This window comes from Duganella flavida (assembly GCF_009857445.1).
GTDB classification, from domain to species: domain Bacteria; phylum Pseudomonadota; class Gammaproteobacteria; order Burkholderiales; family Burkholderiaceae_D; genus Rugamonas; species Rugamonas flavida.
In genome coordinates, this window is the sequence record NZ_WWCN01000006.1 from 71,008 (window position 1) to 91,005 (window position 19,998).

Annotated in this window: 11 protein-coding genes; 8 read left to right on the top strand and 3 right to left on the bottom strand. The window is 63.9% G+C overall.

Going from position 1 to position 19,998, the window contains the following annotated elements:
* The 3 genes from GTP46_RS10955 to GTP46_RS10965 all read right to left on the bottom strand — a co-directional run bounded on the left by GTP46_RS10955 (position 1) and on the right by GTP46_RS10965 (position 7,309).
* On the bottom strand, positions 1 to 1,812 hold the full coding sequence (locus tag GTP46_RS10955; protein ID WP_161006665.1) for a type I secretion system permease/ATPase: 1,812 nt from the start codon (positions 1,810 to 1,812) through the stop codon (positions 1 to 3).
* A gap of 266 nt (positions 1,813 to 2,078) precedes the next feature.
* A complete protein-coding gene (locus GTP46_RS10960; protein WP_161006666.1) occupies positions 2,079 to 5,624 on the bottom strand; it encodes a beta strand repeat-containing protein in 3,546 nt (1,181 codons plus the stop codon).
* Positions 5,625 to 5,956: 332 nt separating this feature from the next.
* Entirely contained in the window at positions 5,957 to 7,309 is a 1,353-nt protein-coding gene (locus GTP46_RS10965; RefSeq protein WP_161006667.1) for a FecR family protein, read from the bottom strand.
* A gap of 197 nt (positions 7,310 to 7,506) precedes the next feature.
* Here GTP46_RS10965 and GTP46_RS10970 point away from each other — a divergent pair, with 197 nt between their 5' ends.
* From GTP46_RS10970 to GTP46_RS11005, 8 genes are all read left to right on the top strand, one after another.
* Positions 7,507 to 9,345, top strand: coding sequence for a CHASE2 domain-containing protein (locus GTP46_RS10970; RefSeq protein ID WP_161006668.1), 1,839 nt, complete (start codon positions 7,507 to 7,509; stop codon positions 9,343 to 9,345).
* A complete protein-coding gene (locus tag GTP46_RS10975) occupies positions 9,342 to 10,610 on the top strand; it encodes a tetratricopeptide repeat protein (protein ID WP_161006669.1) in 1,269 nt (422 codons plus the stop codon). Before GTP46_RS10970 ends, GTP46_RS10975 begins: the two co-directional genes overlap by 4 nt.
* 22 nt (positions 10,611 to 10,632) lie before the next feature.
* On the top strand, positions 10,633 to 11,415 hold the full coding sequence (locus GTP46_RS10980) for a Crp/Fnr family transcriptional regulator (RefSeq protein WP_161006670.1): 783 nt from the start codon (positions 10,633 to 10,635) through the stop codon (positions 11,413 to 11,415).
* 208 nt (positions 11,416 to 11,623) lie between these two features.
* Positions 11,624 to 12,424 carry an ABC transporter permease gene (locus GTP46_RS10985; protein ID WP_371869628.1) on the top strand — a complete coding sequence of 267 codons (801 nt, stop codon included), beginning with the start codon at positions 11,624 to 11,626 and terminating at the stop codon, positions 12,422 to 12,424.
* Positions 12,424 to 13,644 carry an ABC transporter ATP-binding protein gene (locus GTP46_RS10990; protein WP_161006671.1) on the top strand — a complete coding sequence of 407 codons (1,221 nt, stop codon included), beginning with the start codon at positions 12,424 to 12,426 and terminating at the stop codon, positions 13,642 to 13,644. The genes GTP46_RS10985 and GTP46_RS10990 overlap by 1 nt, the downstream gene beginning before the upstream one ends.
* Positions 13,641 to 14,957 carry a class I SAM-dependent methyltransferase gene (locus tag GTP46_RS10995; RefSeq protein WP_161006672.1) on the top strand — a complete coding sequence of 439 codons (1,317 nt, stop codon included), beginning with the start codon at positions 13,641 to 13,643 and terminating at the stop codon, positions 14,955 to 14,957. Before GTP46_RS10990 ends, GTP46_RS10995 begins: the two co-directional genes overlap by 4 nt.
* A 3-nt stretch (positions 14,958 to 14,960) precedes the next feature.
* Positions 14,961 to 18,737: a glycosyltransferase gene (locus GTP46_RS11000; protein WP_161006673.1), complete on the top strand. Its 3,777-nt coding sequence runs from the start codon at positions 14,961 to 14,963 to the stop codon at positions 18,735 to 18,737.
* Positions 18,734 to 19,984, top strand: coding sequence for an alginate O-acetyltransferase AlgX-related protein (locus GTP46_RS11005; protein ID WP_161006674.1), 1,251 nt, complete (start codon positions 18,734 to 18,736; stop codon positions 19,982 to 19,984). The genes GTP46_RS11000 and GTP46_RS11005 overlap by 4 nt, the downstream gene beginning before the upstream one ends.
* Positions 19,985 to 19,998 lie beyond the last annotated feature (14 nt).

Consider the following 19,998-nt stretch of genomic DNA (forward strand, 5'->3'; position numbering starts at 1 on the left):
TTACTCCTGTTCCGTCCCTGCTGCGGCGCCATGGGCGCCGGCCGCAGCGGCTTGCTGCGCCGCCTGTTGGGTTGCAGCTTGTTGCGCGGCTGCCTGTTGTGCCGCCTGTTGCGCAGCGACCTGCTTTTGCTGCTGCTCCTGCAAGCCGTTCAGCACGTCCTTGGTCGGGCCGAAGGCCGCCACGATCCCTTCACGCAACAGCAGAAGTTTATTGGTGGCGCTGATAATACTGGTACGGTGCGTGATCAGCACAATGGTCTTGCCGCGTTGGCGCATGTTCTGTACTGCCTGCAGCAGTGCAATTTCGCCAACGTCGTCCAGATTCGAATTAGGTTCATCCAGCACCAGCAGCGCAGGATCGCCATACATGGCGCGGGCCAGGCCCAGACGCTGTTTCTGCCCGCCGGACAAGCCGGCGCCGCCGTCACCCAGCAGGGTGTCGTAGCCCTTAGGCAGGTGCAGGATCATATCGTGCACGCCAGCCAGCTTGGCGGCCTCAACCACCTTTTCGGCGTCCAGATCGCCGAAACGGGCGATGTTCTCCGACACGGTGCCGCCAAACAGTTCAATATCCTGTGGCAGATAACCCAAGTGCGGGCCAAGCTCAGACTTGTTCCATTGGAAGATATCGGCGCCATCCAGGCGTACCTTGCCCACCAGGGCCGGCCACACACCCACCATCAGGCGCGCCAGGGTCGATTTGCCGGAACCGCTCGGGCCAATCACGCCCAGCACGTCACCAGCCTGAATGCCAAAACTTACGCCGCGCAGCACTGGCACCATCACGCCCGGTGGCGCGGCGCTCACGCCTTCCACCGCCAGCGTGCCAGCCGGCTTCGGCAATTCCATCCCTGAGGTGCGGACCGGATTCTTTTCCAGCAGCGTGCTCAAGCGCTCATAAGCACTGCGGGTATTGGCCCAGCTTTTCCACGTAGCAATAACCATCTGAACCGGCGCCAATGCCTTGCCGACCAGGATGGAGGCAGCGATCATCATGCCCGGGGTCATTTTATTGTCCAGCACCAGCAAGGCGCCGAAGCCCAGCACCAGCGACTGCTGCGACATTTGTACGAACTTGGTCAGGGCGTTGATGAGGCCCGCCTTCTCGCTGGCCTTGGCCTGCAAATGGAGGAAACGGGTATGCAATTTAAACCAGCGGTTCATCAGATTGGGCAACATCCCCATCGATTCGATCACTTCGGCGTTACGCAGGTTATTGCTGGCCAGATTGCTGGACATGACCGCCATCGAGTTGGCTTCGCCGAGCGGCTCCTTGGTCACGCGCTCATTCACATAAGCCAAAACGATCAGCACCAGCGTACCGCAAACGGAGAAGATACCGAGGCTAGGCTCAAAGATGAAGATCACCGCCAGATAAATCGGGAACCATGGCGCATCAAACAGCGCGAACAAGGCATTGCCGGTCAGGAATTGGCGCAGATTGGTCAGGTCGGACAAGGATTGGCCGGCATTGCCGCCGGCCTGCTTCAAATTTTGCTCAAAGGCGGCGGTATACACGCGCTTGTTGAGTTCCATGTCGAACTTGGCGCCGACGCGCACCAGCACGAAGCTGCGCACCAACTCCAGCACCGACATGAAGGCATAGCCGGCCATCATGATCAGGGTCAGCATCAGCAGGGTAATCTCATTACGGCTGCCCAGCACCCGGTCATAGACCTGCAACATATAGATGGATGGAACCAGCGCCAGCAGGTTGATGATGGCACTGAACACTCCCACGGTATAGAAGGTTCGTTTAAAAGATGACAAGATCGATTGGATCTCGTTCTTTGGGTTCAGAAGTTTTTTCATAGGCGGGATGGATGAGCCAGAAGGCAGCGCAAAATTCTTCTCTTTAAGAAAGACGAGACATTATCCCTCAAAATGAAAAGAAAATGTGATGCTCGTCACAAAATATTACGCAAACGACGTTTTTTACGCGCTTTCACTGAATGGGCATCGGCAGCTCGTGCCATAAAAAAACCCCGCAAGCTGTTAAACAGCTTGCGGGGTTTAGGTCCCTTACCGGGACGCTTTCTCAGCTAGACGGAATACCGGTTACCCGGTATTCCTGACTATTAGCCGATCAGCAGGGTAGGAGCACCGGTGGTGTTCACCGAGGTGTGGCTCAGATCAACCAGACCGGTCAGCTTCACAACGATATCGCCGGTGGAGGCGTTGTTGGTGAAGTTCAAGCCGGCGCCGGTTGCATTGTGCAGGCTTTCCACAACGTAGGTATCGCCACCGAACTGGAACCAGCCGATGTAACCGTTGGTCGAGGCATCGCCACCAGCGTTGACAACCGCGTTGGCGTAATCCTGGAACACGGCGGTAGCAGCCAGCGTTACTTTGGTTGCGTTGAACACTTCGGTACCCATGTTCACCAGTTGGATCTTGTCGCCGACGCTAGCATCGGTGACGGTCGAGTAGGTGTTGACGTTGGCAGTGTGGCCGATGACGAAGGTGTCAGCACCACCGCCGCCGGTCAGGGTGTTCAGGCCGCTGTTGGCGGTCAGAACGTCAGCCGATGCGCCACCGATCAGGGTGTCAGCGGTAACACCAGCACCTGCGGTCAGCAGGTTGACGCCAGCGCCGCCCTTGACGGTTTCAGCAACGGTACCAGCGGTGGTCACGGTCAGGCCGCCGGTCAGGCCGGAAGCGTCGATCGAGGTCACAGCGGTGTTACCGGTGTTGGTCAGTTGCAGGTTAGCATTGCCCAGTACCTTGATCGTGGTGGCCGAGGTGTCAACCAGGGTCAGCGAGTTGGTATTGGTGCCAGCCGAGTGGGTGGTGGTGGTGTCGGTCGAGGTGATGTTGACGGTTTCCACGTTCGCTGCGGTCAGGGAACCGGCGGCGACGCTTGCGGCGTTCGAAATCACAACGTTCAGCACGTCAGCGGTGCCGGTCGAAGCGTTCGATACGTTCACGATAGCGGCGGTATTCGCGCCGTCGAACACCAGGGTGCCATTGGAAGCCAGGTTGTTCAGCGTCAGCGAGGCGTTACCGTGCGAAGTAACGTAGTTGTAGTTGCCCAGTTGAGCCACGTCAACAACGTTGGTACCGCCACCGGTCAGGGTCAGGTGTTCGAAGCCGATTGCCTTGCCTGCGAAGGTAGCGCTGCCCGAAGCGGTAGCAGCACTAGTAGCATCCATCGACAGGGTATCGGTACCGGTGCCGCCGTCAATCAGAGCGCCCAGCGAGGTGGTGCCCGAAGCCAGCACAACGGTATCGTTGCCTGCACCCAGAACGATAGCCTTCGACACGGTGGTCGAAGTCAGGGTCACGGTGTCAACACCCGAGCCGCCTTCGTAGGTGGCTTTGCTCGAATCGATGGTGAAGGTGTTGGCGCCCGACGAAGCAGCTGCATTAACGTCGGTCACGGCCGTGCCGGACGCAACCAGGGTTACGCCAGCGGCACCGCTCACGGTCACGGTGGCCAGTGCGGCGAAGCTCGAACCGGTCAGATCGATTGCGTTGCTGCCGTTCACGGTCAGTGCGGTTACAGCAGCACCAGTCACGGCCAAGGTCGAATCAGCACCTGCAGTGGTCACGTTCAGCTTGGTGTACTTGGCAGCACCGCCGTCCAGGGTCAGAGCCGAAGAGGCACCCAGCTTGTTGACGGTCACGCCCAGGGTGGTAGCGGTGTTGTTCCATACCGCCACGGTGGCGCCAGCGCTGTTAGCCAGCGACAGGGTGGCCAGTGCGTCCGATTTAACGAAGCCCGAAGCGTAGCCGTTTTCGGTCACGGAGGTGATCTTGCCGGCGGTTGCGGTGCCGTAGTTCACGTCGGTGATGTTGACAGCGCCGTTGGCGATGCCGCCTACGCCGGCAACAGCTGCGGTCGCTGCTACACCGGTGGTTTCGGTGATAACAGGAGCAGTTGCGCCAGTTGCGCTGGTGACGGTCGACAGGTCAGCAACGTTGCCCGAAGCGGTGCTCGAGAACACAACGGTCGCGGTCGATGCAGCGCCGCTGGTCCAGCCCGACAGAACGCCCGAGTAGCTACCCAGGACCGAGTTACCTTGGGTTGCGCCTGCGGTCAGGTTAGCAAAGGCAGCTGCCGTTTGCGCTGCGGTCAGGGTGCCGCCAGCGGTAAAGGTCAGACCACCAATGGTGATGGTTTGGCCAACGGTCATGCCGGTGAACAGTGCGCTACCGGTTTCTACCACAGCAGCTACTGCAGTCACAGCAGCAACTGGTGCCACGGCGGCGGTCTGGGTGACGGAGACCGAGGTGGTCGCGGTCGAACCGTTGACGGCAACAGTGCCGATGGTGGTGGTGGTGTTGGCAGTTGCCTGGGTAGCGGCCACGGTCACGGTGTCAACGGTGCCACCGTTGATGGTGATGTTGCCAGCCAACAGCGCGCCGGTGCCCTTAACGTTCTGGGTCACGGAAACAGCGCCGGTTGGCAGGTGCGATGCGCCACCGACGGTGATGGTGCCGGTGCCCACGGTGGTGGTGGTCAGATTGACGCTGGTGCCATCAACGATGGTCGAGGCAACGCCGGCTTGAGCGGTGTCAACTACGGTGATCGCGCCGGTAGCGCCCGACAGAGCGTAGCCGCCAGCGGTGGTCACGTTCTGGGTCGAACCACCAGCCAGGGTCACGGTGCCAGCGGTGTTGGTGATGGCAACAGCTTGGCCAGCACCTGCAACCACGTTATCAGCGCCGTTCGAGGTGATGTTCAGGTTGGTCACGCCGGTGAAGCCGGTCGAGGTGTTTACAGCAGCTTCAGCAGCAGCGGTCACGTTGATGGTCTGAACGTTTTTCACGGTCAGGCCGGAAGGCAGGGATTGGCCGGTGCGCAGAATGCTGACATTCAGAACGTTGGCACCAGCGCCGCCGTCGATCGAATCCAGCGCGGTCAGGGTATCGGTGGCTTTGTCGGTAGCGGTAGCGGCAACGCCGGTACCGATAACGCCGTTGAAGACGTCGTTGCCCAGGCCGCCAACCAGGGTGTCAACGCCGGTGGTCAGTGCGGTGGTCACGGTTGGGATCGAGGTTGCAACCACGTTGCTCACAGCGGTCAGCACGGTCGACTGGTAAGCTGCTGGATCGGTGGTTGGGGTCACGCCTTGCAGCAGGCCGCTAGCGATAGCGACAGCAGCAGCGGTCGAGTAGGCGTTGATCTTGGTTGGGGTATCCAGAGCAGCGGTGAAGTTCACTGCCACGGCTTGCTTGTTGGTGATGGTCTGAGCATCCAGCAGGCCTTGGGCGGTGGTGTTGGTGGTAGCGCCTTCGGCGATGGCCAGCGCGGCGTTTGCGCGCGACAGGTTGCCCGATGCCAGAGCGTTGTACCAGAAGTCCCAACCTGGGCCCAGGTCAGGAGCGCGACCCAGCACGTTGGTGAACACGGCGACCAGGAACTTGGAAATGCCGATTGGGCTGTTGTCGGTGCCGTACAGGGCAACCGATTCCGACGAGGTAGCGAAGCTGTTGATCAGGGCGTTCAGCGCAGGGGTCTTACCGGCTTGCACAGCAGCGTTCAGGTCGGTCAGGTTCGTAGGGGCGCCAATTGCGTTCAATTGCGCTTCGAAGTTTTGCAGGCCAAAGTAGTCAGCTGGGCGACCGAAGTACGAAATGTACAGCTGTTGTACGATGCTTGCGTAGTCTTGTGCTGCCATGATAGTGAAATCCTTATATTGGTTTAAACCGGGTTGGTCTGCTGTCCAAGCAACAAACAGCGCTGTCTGCAACTTGGACACTTTTTTGCAGAGCTGCGAAGTATATTGCCACAGCAGGGATACGGTGTTGTGATCACCGTCACAAAATCCATATTTTTACTGCAGAAACTACGATTTTTTACACAATGTTGCACTTTACTTGCTCAAAATTGATGCAAACCGTTGCAAAAGGTGAATTTTGGTGAGAATTAAAAAACATTTGAAACTCGCTGCATTATAAAAAACGCAGGCTCGCGAGCCTGCGTTTTAATGGTGTATTTAATACAGCGGGATTATCTTTTCCAGCTGGTGCCACCCAGCAGCGTCACCCCGGGATAAGTCGTATTTTTAAATACATAACCCGCCTCTTCCACGTTCGGGCCAGACAGGTAGCCGCGAATCAGGGTAGAGGAGCCGGAGGAACTGCTCATCGTCCCTTTTAAATCGATCACGCCCTTGCCGGAAATGTCGTATTTTTCAGTCCCCGAAGACAAACCCAAATCGGTGGTGAAAGAGCGGTCGACAAAATTAATATTCAAGCGGCCAGAATCAACATTCGCGCGTGCTTCACCGCTGCTTTTCTGCACCACCGCCTCACTGCCGTTGAGCGTAAAACTAACCTTGCCCTCGGTCGGCATCACCAGCGTGGCGCCCTTGACGCGGGCCACTGCATATTCGCCAACAAATTGCGGTGAGTCGACGCTATTGCCCTGGATTGATGCCGGCATCACGGCCTGGCCGGCAACCGTGCTCCAGCGCCCCCAGAATACTTCCTGCGCCTTGGGCGGCAACTCTGGCGGCGGCGCGGGTGGTGTTGGCGGCGTTACCACCACCGGCGGCGTCACCAGCACCGGCGGCACGCTGACGCTATCACTACCAGACGGCGTGGAATTCGGCGTACTGGCCGGGCGGATCGCCTCCAGCGACAAGGCCGAGCGTTGCGGGTCCAGATTGACCTGGGTCGACGACAGCGCGCCGGCGCTGACCTTGCCCACCGGCTCATCCTGGCGCGGCTTTTCGTTCTGATCCGGCGTCAGGGCCGGATTGTTCAACAGTTGCGGCGTAGCCTGGCCGCGCTGCACTTGCAGCAGCATGCCGGCCTGGCCGGCAAACAGTTCGCGGCTGGCGCTGCCTTCGCACGGGCCAACGCCCTCCGCCGAGCAGCTGGCCGAAAACGCACTCATCACCACACCACCGGACACCACCTGCACGCGCGACGTCTGGTTATCGGTAAACACGATAAAGTCGGTGCCGCGCACGCCAATTGCCGCCACTGGAGTGTTGAACCGGAAATTCTGCCGAGCCTGTTTGACGCCCTGACCGGAAATGGCGCGCGCCACCCCCTGCTCCAGTTCTAGCTTGACATGGGTGTTGGACGGCTGGGCTGGGTCGACCTGGTAGGTTGCTATCCGTGCGCGGCTGTTCGGGCGCAGGATCAGAAAGCCCTGATCGACCGTCTTAACATAGACATACCCATCGGCTCCAGTGCTCAGTTGGTCGCCTTCCTGGACCACAGCGTCGAGCGCGGCCGGCCGGCCCGCCAGTTGCGCCTGGCCGGTGACAAACACCACATGCCCGGCCTCGCCGCCCCAGGCCAGCGAGGCGGCCAACGCCAGATGTGCACCGATGACAAAATTGCGTAACATAAATTTCTCCTTATGACGTATTCTCCGCTGAATTCGACTTAAATCTGTGATATACGTCACATATTACAAATATTACAGTCTGTTACACGTGTTGCGCCGGGAACTCCCTGCGGGCTGGCAGTGCGGTTATACTAGCAAGCTATCCATCACTGTATTCAGGCTGCAACAACGGCTCTGGCACACCGCCCGCCTTCTTCATGACGATACCGGTTAAATTTTCCACCCAGCTCAAACTGCTCCTATTACGCGTCCTGATCGCCGGCAGCGCCGTGCTGCTGTGCCTGGCGGCGCAGTTGCCGCAGGGGCCGGCATGGACCCAGCTGGGCGGCGAAGCGCTGCGCGACCAGATCCTGCGCCTGCAAGCGAGCGCCAGCCCGGAGCGGCGCATCCTGGTGGTCGATATCGACGAGGCCAGCCTGGCCCAGCACCCCTGGCCCTGGCCGCGCGCCCGCCTGGCCGACCTGATCGAACTGCTGCTGGCAGCCGGCGCCAAAGGCGTGGCGCTGGATATTTTGCAGGAAAAGCCGGCCGATGCGGAAGGCGACATGCGACTGGCCATGCTGGCGCGCCACGGCCCGCTGGTGCTGGCGCAAATGTTTGACTACGTGACGCGCCAGCCAGCCTTGACCGGTGGCCAGCTGGGCGGCGGGCTGGCCACCGCCGCGGCGGGCGCCGGCGTGCCGGCCACCGGCTATCTGGCCAACCATGCCGGCCTCGCCGGCGCGCGCTACTTCGGCAATATCGGCGTGGTGCCGGATCCGGACGGCGTGCTGCGCCGCGTACCGATGAGCACCTGGTACCACGGCCGCCTGTACCCGACCTTGTCGCGCGCCCTGCTCGACTGTTGCAGCGGCCATCCGCCCGCCGCCCTTGGTGAGCAGGGCATGGTGCGGCTGCCGTATCGCCGCAGCCGCGCCGCCTATGACGTCGCCAGCGCCCAGGATGTGCTGGGCAAGGCGCTGGATGCCAGCGACGTCGCCGGACGGCTGGTGCTGATCGGCTCCTCCTCGCTCAGCATCGGCGACCGCGTGGCCACCCCGCTCGATGAGTCGATGCCCGGGCTGGCGGTGCATGCCGAACTGCTCAGCGCCCAGCTCGACGCCCAGGCCGGGCTGGCGCCCGCGCCCTGGCCCGGTCGCCTGCTGGCAGTGCTGTTCACCGCAGGCGTGGTGCTGTGCGCCAGCTATACCTTGCCGCGCCGCTCGGCCGCCACCAATGCCGCTCTGCTGGCGAGCAGCGCGCTGGCCTGGTTGGGACTGGCGTATCTGATCGCGCCGCACGATCCGTGGTTCGCCCCGGCCGCACCGCTGCTGTCGATCCTGCTGCTGCTGGCGGTGGCGGTGCCGTTCCACTGGCAGCAGGCACAGCAGCGCTCACGCCAGCTGCTCGACACCCTGCGCCAATATGTGGCCAAGGCGGTGGTGGATGAACTGTTGCGCAGCGACCTGAAAGATCCGCTGGCGCCGCGCCTGCTGGAGGTCACCACCCTGATTGCCGACATGGAGGGCTACACCAGCCAGGTCGAATCATTGTCGCTGGACGACGCCGCGCGCCTGACCACCGATTTCCTCGATTGCCTGACGCGGCCCGTGCTGGAGATGCAGGGCACGCTGGACAAATACACCGGCGACGGCCTGGTGGCCTTCTGGGGCGCGCCGCTACCCAATGCCGACCACGCCGACCTGGCGCTGGAAGCGGCCGCCCGCATCCAGCGCGAAGTGGCGCAACTGAGCGCGCTGCGCGCGCGCCGCGGCCTGCCGCCGCTGCGGGTGCGGATCGGGATTGAAAGCGGCGCCGCCATGGCCGGCGACTACGGCACCAGCTTCCGCAGCATCTATACCGCCGTCGGCGACAGCGTCAACACCGCCTCGCGCCTGGAACAGGCGGCGCGCGACTACCCGCACGACGTGATCGTCGGCGAAGGCACGGCGCGCCGCGCCCGCCGCCACCGCCTGCTGGCGCTGGGCGAGCGCCAGCTGCGCGGCAAGGAAAAACCGATCCAGCTGTACACGCTGGCGCCGGAGCTGTCCGCATGAGCGCGCGCTGGCTATGGTGGGCCTGGCCCCTGCTGCTGGCGGCGTCTGGTGCCATAGCGGCCGCCGCCGCACCGGCCGCTACGGCGCCAGACGCCGTCAGCGCGGTCGAGGCCGAGGGCGATACGCCGGAGGCACTGTACCAGGCCGCGCTGCGGGCACTGGACGAGGGCCGCAGCACCGAGGCCGAGGCCATGCTGGCGCGCCTGATCAAGGACAATCCGCTGCACGCCGGCGCCTGGCTGGAACTGGCCATCACCGAATGCGGGCTGGGCAACGGGGTCGAAGCCGAACGTCTGTTCGGCGAAATCGAGCGGCGCTTCCAGCCGCCGCCCGGCATTCAGGATGTGATTGCCTCCTACCGCAGCGTCGGCTGCCAACGGACGGAAGACGCGCGGCGCGCCTCCTGGCTGCTCAGCGTCGGGCGCGGCTACGACAGCAACGTCAACCAGGGCGCCAGCAATCCCGCCTTCAGCATCGGTGGCATCCCCGGCGAGCTGGCGCCGGAATTCCTGGCCCACCCCGACCACTACCGCCTGCTCTCGGTCTCCTATGTGCGGCCGTTGCCGCTGGCCGACACGCTGGCCATCGTCCAGTTGTCGGACCGCCGCAACGACCGCGATCACGCGCAGGACAGCAGCACCTTGCTGCTGGGCCTGGAGCATGCCTGGTCGATCGGCCGCTGGCGCGCGCGTGCCACCGGCGTCTACAGCAACCTCACCCTCGATGGCAGGCTGTACCAGCGCCAGGAAGCGCTGCAACTGCGCGCCGCGCCGCCGCTGCCCCTGCCCGAACAGCTGGAGCTGGCGGCAATCACCAACTTCAGCCATGTCAGCTACCCTACCCGCACCAGCTATGACAGCAACACGGTCGAGCTTGGCGGCGTGCTGCACTACCGCAGCGGCCAGCACCAGGCGCAGCTGACGCTGAGCAAACTGCACGACAACGGCGCCGACAACCGGCCCGGCGGCAACCGCGACGGCTGGTTTGCCAGTGCCCAGTGGTACACCTTGCTGCGTTCCGGCCTGTATGGCGAGGCCGCGCTGACGCACCAGCACTGGGCCGGCAGCCAGGTGTATTCGCCCGGCCTGATCGACACCGTGCGGCAACAGGACACCAGCAATGCACGGGTGGCGGTGCAGTGGTATGTGCGCCCCAACGTCAGCCTGCACCTCGAAGGACGGCTGGTGCGCAATCGCGAAAATATTTCCCTGCTCGCATATAATAGTCGCGCGCTGCAACTGAGCTGGCGCTGGGACAATTTTTAAGCCGCCAGGGATGGGCTGAGTCATGACGCTAACAAAAAAGAAACAAGAGGAGGATGGCGCCCCGGCCCTGGTCACCAGCGGCGCGGCCAGCGCACCGCCCGGCCCGGACACGGCCACCGAGACCGGACCGGTCAATGTGCAGATTCACCTGCGCCGGATTCCCCTGCTCGCCGAGCTGAGCGAAGAGGACATGCTGCGCGTCAAGGGCGACCTGCGCATCCGCCAGTACGCCAAGCGCGACGTGGTGCTGCAAAAGGGCGCCACTGGCGACAGCCTGCTGTTCCTGCTGACCGGCTCGCTGCAAGTGGTGGACGTCACCGAAGACGGCCGCGCGATCGGCCTGCGCATGCTCAACCCGGGCGACTTCTTTGGCGAAATCGCCGTCATCAACGGCTCGATGCGCTCGGCCTCGGTGGTGGCGCTGACGCCGGTGCTGGTAGCGCTGCTGCCGCGTGCCACTGCGCTGCACCTGTTCTCGCACTCGCCCCCGGTGGCCAACCAGATGCTACGCTTCCTGGCGGCCAAGGTGCAGCGCGATTCGGAATTCCGCGCCCTGCTCAGTATCCACAACACCTCGCGCCGCATCTACACTTTCCTCGACCTGTTAAAGGAAAAGAAAGAAGGCGACGTGCACATGGTGGCCAACCTGCCGACCCACCAGGACATCGCCAACATGATCAACACCAGCCGCGAGACCGTCACCCGGGCCCTGATGGTGCTGACCCAGCAAGGCATCATCAAGAAGGGCGCGCACAGCCTGATCATCATCGATCCGGAGGCGCTGCAGAAACTGGCCCAGGCCTGAGGCCGCGCTCGCCACGCAGCTGTAACCAGATGTTGCCAGAGGGGCAAGCCCCCCGCCGCCGATGCTATAATCGCCGTTTTATTTTCAGGCCTGCCGGCGAGCGCACCAGGCCAGACGGCCGCGCGCGCCGTCGCCATATGCCGCCCAGGCCGCTTGTTGCCATGATCAAAGCTCAATACGTGTTCCGCACCGCCGGCGGAGGGCGCCTGTGATTTCACCTGACATGCTGCTCGGCGTGTGGCGCTACCGCGGCTTCATCGCCGGCAGCGTGCGCCGCGAGTTCCAGGGCCGCTACCGCAATTCCCTGCTGGGCGCGGCGTGGACCGTGCTCAATCCACTGGCCATGATTGTGGTCTACACGGTGATCTTTTCGCAAGTCATGCACAACCGCCTGCAAGGCGTGGACCTGCCGTTCGCCTACAGCATCTACCTGTGCGCGGGCGCGCTGACCTGGGGCTTGTTTGCCGAAATCACTTCACGCAGCCAGGGGGTGTTCATTGAAAACGCCAACCTGATCAAGAAGCTGCAATTCCCGCGCATCTGCCTGCCGATCATCGTGGTACTGAATGCCGGCGTCAATTTCGTCATCATCTTCGGCCTGTTCACCGTATTTCTGCTGCTGACCGGCACCTTCCCCGGCTGGATCTACCTGGCCCTGCTGCCGGTGCTGCTGGTGATGACGCTGTTCGCGGTCGGCATCGGCATGATCCTCGGCGTCTTCAACGTATTCTTCCGCGACGTCGGCCAGTTCTTCACCATCTTGCTGCAATTCTGGTTCTGGTTCACGCCCATCGTCTATCCGGCCAGCGCATTGCCGCCGGAAATACGCGAAATGCTGGGCTGGAATCCGATGGCGGCGGTGGTCGGCGCTTGCCAGGATATTTTGGTGGCCGGCCACGCGCCGCACTGGCGCAGCCTGCTGCCGGTGACCGCACTGGCGCTGCTGTGCTGCGCGCTGGGGATGCAACTGTTCCGCAAACGCGCCGGAGAAATGGTGGACGAACTGTAATGGGCAGCATACTGGTACACGGCCTGGGCAAGGCCTACAAACAATATCCGCACCGCTGGAGCCGGCTGGGCGAATGGCTGCTGCCGTGGCGTGGCCCGCGCCATGCGCTCAAGTGGGTGCTGCAGGACATCAGCTTCACGCTGGCGCCGGGCGAAGCGGTCGGCATCATCGGCATCAACGGCGCCGGCAAGAGCACCCTGCTCAAGCTGATCACCGGCACCACTCAGCCGACTACCGGCCGCGTCACCATCAGCGGCCGCGTGGCGGCGCTGCTGGAGCTGGGCATGGGCTTCCACCCCGACTTCACCGGCCGCCAGAACGTCTACATGGCGGGCCAGTTGCTGGGCCTAGGCGTGGACGAACTCAACACCCTGATGCCGGACATCGAAGCATTTGCCGAGATTGGCGATTACATCGACCAGCCGGTGCGGGTCTACTCGTCCGGCATGCAGATGCGGCTGGCCTTCAGCGTGGCCACCGCGCGCCGTCCCGACGTCTTGATCGTCGACGAAGCGCTGTCGGTGGGCGACGCTTATTTCCAGCACAAGAGCTTCGAGCGCATCCGCGCCTATCGCCAGCAGGGTACGACCCTGCTGATCGTCAGCCATGACCGCGCCGCCATGCAAGCGATCTGCGACCGTGCCATCCTGCTCGACCGCGGCCGCCTGGCGCTGCAAGGCACGCCGGAAGAAGTGATGGACTACTACAACGCCCTGATCGCCGAGCGTGAAGGTTCGACCGTCGCGCAGGTGCGCACCCCGGAAGGACGGGTCCAGACCACCTCCGGCAACGGCCAGGCCACCGTCACCGCCATCACGCTGGAAAACGAAGATGGCGCGCCGATGGAAGTGGTCAATGTCGGCGCCCCGGTTACGCTCAAAGTGCAGGTCAAGGTGCATGCACCGCTGCCGAAGCTGGTGCTGGGATACATGATCAAGGACCGCCTGGGCCAGCCGATGTACGGCACCAACACCCACCACATGCAGCAGGTGCTGGAAAACGTCGAAGCCGGCGCCAGCATCGAATACCGCTTCCGCTTCCCACTCAACCTGGGCGCCGGCAGCTATTCGATCACTACCGCGCTGACCAGCAGCGAGACCCATCTGGCCGACAACTATGAATGGCGCGACCTGGCGCACTTGTTTATCGTGATGAATATGAACCGGCGCGAGTTTGTCGGCAGCAGCTGGCTTGAGCCTGAAGTGGAGATCGTGCGATGACGTTTTACCGTGCTTTTGAAGACCGCTACCGCGGCTCGCGCGACACCATCACCCAGCGCCTGCGCGCTTACCAGCCGTTCGTGGCGCCGCTGCTGGACGACAGTCCGGCCACTGCGCTGGATCTCGGCTGCGGCCGCGGCGAGTGGCTGGAACTGCTGGGCGAATACGGCCTGGCCGCGCGCGGCATTGACCTCGACGACGGCATGCTGGCCGCTTGCCGCGAGCGCGGCCTGCAAGTTGAAACGATGGATGCACTGGCCGCGCTGCGCGCTGCGCCGGACGGCAGCCTGGCGCTGGTGTCGGCATTCCACTTGGTAGAGCACATCCCGTTCGACATGGTGCGCGAGCTGATCGACGAAGCGTTGCGCGCGCTGCGTCCGGGCGGCTTGCTGATCCTGGAAACGCCAAACCCGGAAAACCTGGTGGTGGGCGCGTCCAGCTTCTACATGGACCCGTCGCACCTGCGTCCGATCCCGCCGCTGCTGCTGGATTTCGCGGTGGAACACGCCGGTTTCGAACGCCACAAAATCGTCCGCCTGCAAGAAGAAGCACAGCTGCACACCGACGCCCGCATCGGCATGATCAACGTGTTGGAAGGCCCGAGCCCGGACTACAGCGTGGTAGCGCAAAAAGCCGCACCCGCCGCGACCATGTCCACGCTGGACGCCGCCTTCGGCGCCGACTACGGCATCGCATTGGCGCCACTGGCGCAGCGCTACGACCAGCAACTCGCGCAAGAAAACGGCGAGTTGCACCGCGCACTGGGACGCCACAGCACGCGCATCGATGAACAGCAAGCACGCGCCAAGGCCGACAACGCCGAGCACGCGCAACGCCTGCTGCAACTGGAGCAGCGCGTGCAGCAAACCGCCGAGCAGCTGCACGAAACCCAGCAACACCTGCACCACGCCTCGGTGCTGCTGCAGCAGACTACGCAAAAGGCCGAAGCGCTGGGCCAACTGGCCACCGACCTGCTGGCCAGCACCTCCTGGCGCATCACCGCGCCGCTGCGCGCCGCCGTCACCTTCGTCCACCGCGTGCGCGGCTGGGCCAAGCGCAAAGCCCGCAGTGCGGTGCTGGGTGGTGGCCGCTGGGTGCTGCGCCATCCGCGCATCAAACGCGGGCTGCGCGCGTTGCTGACGCGCCTTGCGCCGCGCCTGCAAGCGCGCCTGATGCGCAGCATGCTGCAAGCCAGCGCCGCCGTGCCGGCCCCGCTGCGCCAGGACGATGCGCCAGGCCAGCTGTCACCGCGCGCCGCGCGCGCCTACCATGAACTGACCAAGGCGGCACACCAGGCCGCCAGCAAGGAATAAGCTGTGCGTATCGTGATCGACCTGCAGGGCGCCCAATCGGAAAGCCGTTTCCGCGGCATAGGCCGCTACTCGCTGGCACTGGCGCTGGGCGTTGCCCGCAACGCCGGCCAGCATGACATCTGGCTGCTGCTGAACGGCGCGCTGGACGCTTCCATCGCCGACATCCGCCTCGCTTTCGAAGGCCTGGTGCCGCCCGAACGCATCCGCGTATTCGACGCGCCAACGCCGTGCGCCGAACACGCGCCGGTGCACGGCCCGCGCGCGCGCGCCGGCGAACTGCTGCGCGAATATGCGCTGGCCCAGCTGCAACCGGATGCAGTGCTGGTCACCAGCCTGTTCGAAGGTTATGTCGACGATGCGCTGGTGTCGGTCGGCCGTTTCGACCGTAGCAGTTTTACCGCCGTGGTGCAGTACGACCTGATCCCGTTCCTGAATCCGGCCGCCTATCTGGTGCAGCCGTCGCAGCGCGACTACTACGACCGCAAGATCGCCTCGCTGCGCAACGCCGGCCTGCTGCTGGCCATTTCCGACTACTCGCGCCAGGAAGCCATCGACGCGTTGCAGCTGGCGCCGCAGCAAGTGGTGTCGATCTCCACCGCCGTGGACGATATGTTCCAGCCGGCCGAAACCGACGCCACTGCGCTGGCCGCGCTGCGTGCCCGCTTCAGCGTCACGCGCGACATGCTGATGTACGCCCCCGGCGGCTTCGACGCCCGCAAAAACATCGACGGTCTGGTGACTGCCTTCAGCCTGCTGCCGGCCGACGTGCGCGCGCGCCATCAACTGCTGATCGCCAGCAAATTCGACCAGAACGAACGCCGCAAGCTGGAAGCCCACGCCCAGCAATGCGGATTAGGTGCGGATGAACTGATCCTCACCGGCTATGTCGACAACGATACCCTGATCGCCCTGTACCGCGCCGCCGCGCTGTTCATCTTCCCATCCAAGCACGAAGGCTTCGGCCTGCCGGCGCTGGAAGCGATGGCCTGCGGCGCGCTGGTGATCGGCGCCGACAACACCAGTATTCCGGAAGTGATCGGCTGCGAAGAAGCGCTGTTCAACGCCGCCGAGCCGGCCGCCATCGCCGCCAAGATCGCCGAAGTGCTGAGCGACGACGCGCTGCGCGCACGCCTGCGCGCACACGGCCGCGAGCAAGCCAAGAAATTCAGCTGGGACCACAGCGCCCAACGCGCCCTGCGCGCGCTCGAAGCCGAACATGCGGCACGCAGCACTGCAGCACAAGCCGCCGCGCCGCTCGCCACCAAACCGCGCATTGCGCTGGTGTCGCCGATGCCGCCGGAACAAACCGGCGTGGCCGACTACGCCAACCGTGTGCTGCCTACCCTGCTGCCCTACTTCGATGTCGACCTGATCGTCAACCAGCCGACCGTCACGCTGCCGCCGGAAACCAGCCACGTGCGCTGGTACGACGCCGCCTGGCTGCGCGCCCACGCCGACGACTACGCCCACATCATCTACCAGTTCGGCAACAGCCCGTTCCACAGCTATATGCTGCCGCTGCTGCAAGACCATCCGGGCGTGGTGGTGCTGCATGACTTTTTCCTGAGCAGCATGCTGGCCTACGAACAAATCAACGGCGCCATGCCGGGTGTCTGGAGCCAGGCGCTGCTGCACTCGCACGGCTACGCCGCACTGCGCGACGGCCTGCAGCCAGAAGGCATGGAAGCCGCACGCGACCTGTGGCCGTGCAACCTTGACATTCTGCAGCAAGCCAGCCACGTCATCGTCCACTCCGACTACGCGCGCCAGCTGGCCGCCGACTGGTACGGTCCGGAAGCAGGCCGCGACTGGAGCATGGCGCAGCTGCCGCGCGCCGTGCCGGCGGTGAACGACCGCGCCGCCGCACGCGCCGCGCTGGGCATCGCACCGGACGCTTTCGTGGTCTGCAATTTCGGCTTCATCGGCCCGAGCAAGCAATGCCTGGAGCTGCTGCAAGCGTGGCTGGCCTCCAGCCTGCACCAGGACCGCCAGTGCCAGCTGATTTTCGTCGGCGCCAACCACGGCGGCGACTATGGCATCAGCATCACCGACACCATCGCCAGCGCCAAGGCCGAAAAGCAAGTGCGCATCTCCGGCTGGATCTCGGACGAAGACTATCTGAACTACCTGCAGGCGGCCGACGTCGGCGTACAGCTGCGCACCACCTCGCGCGGCGAAACCTCGGGCACGGTACTGGACTGCCTGATCTACCAGCTGCCGACCATCATCAACGCCAACGGCGCGATGGCCGAATTCCCGCACGACGCGGTATGGATGCTGCCCGACCAGTTCGACCGCAGCGAGTTGATCGGCGCACTGGAAACCCTGCGCCATGACAGCGCCCGCCGCACCGAATTAAGCCGCGCCGGCTTTGAACTGATGGGCACCCGCAACAGTCCGGAACGCGTCGGCCGCATGTACTTCGAAGCGCTGCAACGCGACGGCCAGCGCCAGGAACGCAGCCGCTCGGCGCTGGTGCAAGGCTTGCTGGCTACGCCCGGCCTGCTGACCGGCGAAGAAACCAACGACGACACCATGCTGCAACAGCTGGCGCGCTGCATCGGCCAGGCGCCAGATCCGCTGGCGCCGCGCCAGTTGCTGGTCGACGTCACCACCATCGCGCGCCACGACCTGAAGACCGGCATCGAGCGCGTGGTGCGCAACCAGCTGCTGGAATTGCTGCCGCTGCGCGCCAGTGGCTGGCGCATCGAGCCGGTCTACCTCGACAACGCCGATGGCCGCTATCGCTATCGCTACGCGCGCAACTACGCCGCCAAGCTGCTGGGCATTGAAGCCACGCTGGAAGGTCCCGATCCGCTGCTGGACATGCAAGCGGGCGATGTCTTCTACAGCGCCGACCATTCGCCGCATGCGGTGATGGCGGCAGCACGCGACGGCGTCTACGCTGAGCTACGCGCACGCGGCGTGACGTTGAACTTCCTGGTGCATGACTTGCTGCCAGTACTGCGACCGGAATTCTTCCCAGCCGGCGCCGACGCCGTGCACGGCGCCTGGCTGCACTGCGCGGCTGGCATAGCCGACCGCATGATCTGCATTTCCGCCGCAGTGGCTGACGAACTGCAAGCATGGCTGCAAGCCGAAAACGCGCCGCGTATTCCGTCGCTGGCGGTGCTGCATCATGGCGCCGACCTGGTGGTCGGCGCCGCCCCTGCAACAACGGCCAGCGCCGAGCTGCCGCTGCTGCGCCAGCTGGAAGGCAAGCCGGTGTTCCTGATGGTCGGCACCATCGAGCCGCGCAAAGGCCATCTGCAAGCGCTGGATGCGTTTGAACAGCTGTGGCGCGACGGCGTCGAAGCCCACCTGGTCATCGTCGGCAACGAAGGCTGGAAAGGACTGGCCGCCAGCGAGCGCCGTACCATTCCAACCATCGTCAACCGCTTGAGCCGCCATCCACAACTGGGCCAGCGCCTGCACTGGCTGCAAGGCCTGGACGACGACGCGCTGCAACAGTTGTACCGCAATAGCAGCTGCCTGCTGCAACCGAGCGAAGGCGAAGGCTTCGGCCTGCCGCTGATCGAGGCAGCCAGCTACGGCCTGCCGCTGCTACTGCGCGACATCCCGGTGTGCCGTGAAGTGGCGGGCGACAACGCCAGCTATTTCAGCGGCATGGATGGCGCCGATCTGGCACGCGCGGTGCAAGACTGGCTGGTACTACACGCCGATGGCCGCCATCCCACCTCGCAAGCGATGCGCTGGATGAGCTGGCGCGACAATGCACAAGCCCTGCTGGCCATCATCGGCGGCAAGGACGCGGCATGAGCGAACCCCAGCGCCAGCCGGCTTCTGCCGCGCGCGCTGCCCGGCCGCCACGCCGCCTGCTGCGTACGACGCTGCGCGCCAGCCGCCTGCTGCTGCCGGCCGCGCTGCTGGTCCTGAGCGTGGCGCCGGCGCTACTGGCCTTCACCAGCGTCGCGCCGCAAGCCGACGCGTGGCTGGAGCTTCAACTTGCCGAGCACGAATGGGTCAAGACCTACCGTGCCGAAGTGTCGCCGGTGGAAGAACTGCGCCCGCTGGCGCCGCTACCCAACCTGAAGGACTGGTGGCCGGTCGAGCGTTCCTACAGCCGTTTCGAGCGCTGGTTCAGCGACCATCTCGGCTGGCGCAACCTCATGATCCGCGCCAAGAACGAACTCGACTATCGCCTGTTCAACTCATCGACCCGCGTGTATTTCGGCGCCGATGGCGAGCTGTATGGCCGCAACCTGATCGACAATGAAATGCCGGCTACCGAGCGCCTGCTGGCCGACCCGGCGCAAGCGCAAGCGGTGTACGACGGCGTGCAGGCCTTCAACGCGCAGTTGCGTGCGCAAGGTGTCACCATGCTGCTGCTGGCGCCGATCCAGAAGCAGTACTACACGCGCGAGCGCCTGCCATCGTTTGCGCCGCAAGTGCCGGACAATTCCCATTTCCTGGCCCTGTATCAGCGCCTGAAGACGGCACCAGGGCTGCACTTCATCGACGCCAAGCGCCACCTCGACGACAACCGCAGCAAGTTCCCGATCTACTACAAGCAGGATTTCCACTGGACCGACCTGAGCGCGATGGTGGTGGCGGCCGACGTCACCGACACGATCGCCGGCCTGGAAGGCAGCCCGCTGCGCTGGCGCCACCCGTTGGAAGCCGATTACCAGCCCTTCGTCGGTTCAGAAGCGCGCTTTGCCGCCCGCCTCAACCTGCAGGAAAAAGTCATCGAACCGCAACTCAAGCGTACCTGGACGCCGCGCCACCAAGACAAGCAAGCCGAGCCAGGCAGCGGCTGGGAATTTAGCACCGATGCGCTGGACGATGCAGCGCTGCTGCCGGCCACCTGCATGTACGGCAACAGCTTCAGCGATGGCATGCTGCGCGCCGGCCTGACCGAACACTTCCGCCAGTTCCACAAGCTGAGCCGCACACTGCCGCTGCCACAAGTGCCGGCCCTGCTGCACGGCCAGTGCCGCTACCTGATCGTGCAAGTCCTGGATATCCAGACCGGCCATTGGGCCTCGCTGGCTCCTCACCAATAACGCCACCGACGACA

Coding starts and splice junctions, on each gene's coding strand:
- GTP46_RS10955 (WP_161006665.1), bottom strand. CDS start 1,812: ATGAAAAAACTTCTGAACCCAAAGAACGAGATCCAATCGATCTTGTCA.
- GTP46_RS10960 (WP_161006666.1), bottom strand. CDS start 5,624: ATGGCAGCACAAGACTACGCAAGCATCGTACAACAGCTGTACATTTCG.
- GTP46_RS10965 (WP_161006667.1), bottom strand. CDS start 7,309: ATGTTACGCAATTTTGTCATCGGTGCACATCTGGCGTTGGCCGCCTCG.
- GTP46_RS10970 (WP_161006668.1), top strand. CDS start 7,507: ATGACGATACCGGTTAAATTTTCCACCCAGCTCAAACTGCTCCTATTA.
- GTP46_RS10975 (WP_161006669.1), top strand. CDS start 9,342: ATGAGCGCGCGCTGGCTATGGTGGGCCTGGCCCCTGCTGCTGGCGGCG.
- GTP46_RS10980 (WP_161006670.1), top strand. CDS start 10,633: ATGACGCTAACAAAAAAGAAACAAGAGGAGGATGGCGCCCCGGCCCTG.
- GTP46_RS10990 (WP_161006671.1), top strand. CDS start 12,424: ATGGGCAGCATACTGGTACACGGCCTGGGCAAGGCCTACAAACAATAT.
- GTP46_RS10995 (WP_161006672.1), top strand. CDS start 13,641: ATGACGTTTTACCGTGCTTTTGAAGACCGCTACCGCGGCTCGCGCGAC.
- GTP46_RS11005 (WP_161006674.1), top strand. CDS start 18,734: ATGAGCGAACCCCAGCGCCAGCCGGCTTCTGCCGCGCGCGCTGCCCGG.